The sequence below is a fragment of the Polaromonas sp. P1_E3 genome (assembly GCF_056405935.1).
The window spans coordinates 1-2,467 of sequence record NZ_JBFUBD010000388.1; the positions used below are offsets into that span (position 1 = coordinate 1).

The window sequence follows — 2,467 nt, forward strand, 5'->3', positions numbered from 1 at the left end:
TGACGAAGGTGACCGCCATGGTCTCGCCCAGCGCGCGCCCGAGTCCCAGCATGATGCCGCCCACAACGCCCGCCTTGGTGTAAGGCAGCACGACCTTGGAGACAACTTCCCAGGTGGTGGAACCCAGCCCATAGGCCGACTCCTTGAGCAACACTGGCGTGACCTCAAACACGTCCCGCATCACCGAAGCGATGAAGGGGATGATCATGATGGCCAGGATGATGCCGGCCGAGAGAATGCCAATGCCCACTGGCGGCCCCGACACCAGCGCGCCCAGGTAAGGCACGCCGCTCAGAAGGCTTTGCAGCGGCTGCTGCACATAGGTGGCGAGGATGGGACCGAATACCAGCAGGCCCCACATGCCGTAAACAATGGACGGCACGGCGGCGAGCAGCTCGATGGCGGTGCCCAGCGGCCTTTTGAGCCATGCGGGCGACAGCTCGGTCAGGAACAGCGCAATGCCGAAACTGACCGGCACCGCGATAAGCAGCGCAATCAGCGATGTTGCGATGGTGCCGTAAATCATCACCAGCCCGCCGTACTCGCCCTTGACGGGATCCCAGACGCTGCTGGTCAGGAAGCCAAGACCGTATTTACTGATCGCGGGCCACGCCCCGATCACGAGGGATACCAGGATGCCTGCCAGCAGGGCCAGCGTCAGCCAGGCCGCGCCCTGTGCAGCCCAGCCGAAGAGCCGGTCTGCCAGGGGGCTTCTGCGCACGGCATTGCCAGGAGGAGGATTGGTCATATCGCGTCCGGTCGCTTTGGCCGGGTGGTCAAAAGCGGCCCGGCTAGCCGGAAGTGTAGAGGACACGTTGAGAAACCCCTATGGTGTGTAACGACTGCGAAATCAGCTTGTTGTGTTTGCTTGAGTTACTTGTAAGCCACCGTCTTGCCCGACGCGTCCTTGATGTCGCCCCAGGCTTTTTCGATGATGGTTTTCACAGCAGCGGGCATGGGCACATAGTCCAGGTCGTCGGCGGTCTTGTCGCCGTTTTTGTAGGCCCACTCAAAGAACTTGAGCGAAGCGGCGGCCTGGGCAGGCTTGTCCTGGACTTTCTGCATCAGGATGAAGGTGGCGCCGGTGATGGGCCATGAATCCTTGCCTGGCTGCTCGGTCAGGATCTGGTAGAAGCTCTTGGACCATTCCGCACCGGCAGCGGCCGCCTTGAAGGCGCTGTCTTCAGGCGAGACGAAGTTGCCGGCGGCATTCTTCAGCTGGGCAAAGGTCATCTTGTTCTGCTTGACGTAGGCGTATTCAACGTAGCCGATCGAGTTGGGCAGGCGGCCGACGAATGCCGCCACGCCTTCGTTGCCCTTGCCGCCGGCGCCCACGGGCCAGTTCACTGCCGTGCCTTCGCCCACTTTGGACTTCCACTCGGCATTCACCTTGCTCAGGTAGTTCGTGAAAATGAAGCTGGTGCCGGAACCGTCGGCACGGCGGACCGGTGCGATGGCGGCGTCAGGCAGCGCGAGTGTGGGGTTCAGGGCCTTGATGGCCGGGTCGGTCCACTTCGTGATCTTGCCGAGGTAAATGTCGCCGAGGACCTGGCCGCTCAGCTTGAGCTGGCCGGGAGCGATKCCCTTGATGTTGACCACGGGAATGACACCACCGATCACGGTGGGGAACTGCATCAGGCCTTTTTTGGCCAGTTCTTCATCCTTCAGGGGCGCATCGGAAGCGCCGAAGTCGACGGTTTTGGCTTCGATCTGGCGCAGGCCGGCGCCGGAGCCGACGGATTGGTAATTGATCTTGACGCTGGTGGCCTTGTTGTAGTCAGCCGCCCATTTGGAATACAGCGGGGCCGGAAAGCTGGCGCCGGCACCGGTCACGTCCTGGGCGGACGCCAGCGTGGCAAACGATGCCAGGGCAAGGCCCACTACGGTAGTCAGGGAAGCTTTGAAAGTCAGATTCATCAGAACACCTCTTGGGTTGGAAATAGGGGAAATGGGTTGGGATTGGCAGGGGCCATGCGGTGACATGCATTGACTGTAGAAATCTTGTGTGACAAGGATGTGACAAATATGACAGTCCTCCGGGCGGCCATTTCCCCTGCTCGCCCCTCTGATGTGTCACAAAACCTTCAAATTACCGTCACGAATCTGTCACCCGCTTCTCCTACCCTTGGCCTCGTCTCAATCAGGATTAATCAGGAGAATCTTCCATGCTGAACCGCCGCTTTCTGGTCCTCGCCACCGCTGTTGCCGCCCTCGCCGGCTGCGCCACCTCGTCCACCCCGGTGTCCGTCACCGACACGATTGCCGCCCAATCGCAGCTAAGCACGCTCAACGGCCTCGTCGCCAAAGCCGGCCTGTCCGATACGCTCAAGTCAGGCGGCCCTTACACCGTATTCGCCCCGACCAACGAAGCTTTTGCCAAAGTGCCCGCCAAAACCATGGACGCGCTGGCCCATGACCCCGCGAAACTCAAAGYGGTTCTGGCATACCACGTGGTTCCCGGCAAGGT

The 2,467-nt window shown here is 61.1% G+C and carries 3 protein-coding genes; 1 reads left to right on the top strand and 2 read right to left on the bottom strand.

The annotated features are described in order from the left end of the window. The coding region (gene pstC, locus AC1D0Z_RS19610) for a phosphate ABC transporter permease subunit PstC (RefSeq protein WP_477659850.1) at nucleotides 1–748 on the bottom strand (748 nt) is incomplete at its 3' end. A gap of 125 nt (nucleotides 749–873) precedes the next feature. Continuing rightward, nucleotides 874–1,917, bottom strand: a complete 1,044-nt coding sequence (gene pstS / locus AC1D0Z_RS19615) for a phosphate ABC transporter substrate-binding protein PstS (RefSeq protein WP_477659851.1) — start codon at nucleotides 1,915–1,917, stop codon at nucleotides 874–876. A 248-nt stretch (nucleotides 1,918–2,165) separates the two neighbouring features. Between pstS and AC1D0Z_RS19620 the strand changes: the two genes are divergently transcribed. Beyond that, nucleotides 2,166–2,467 (top strand): fasciclin domain-containing protein (locus AC1D0Z_RS19620; RefSeq protein ID WP_477659852.1); only part of this gene is annotated, 302 nt, incomplete at its 3' end.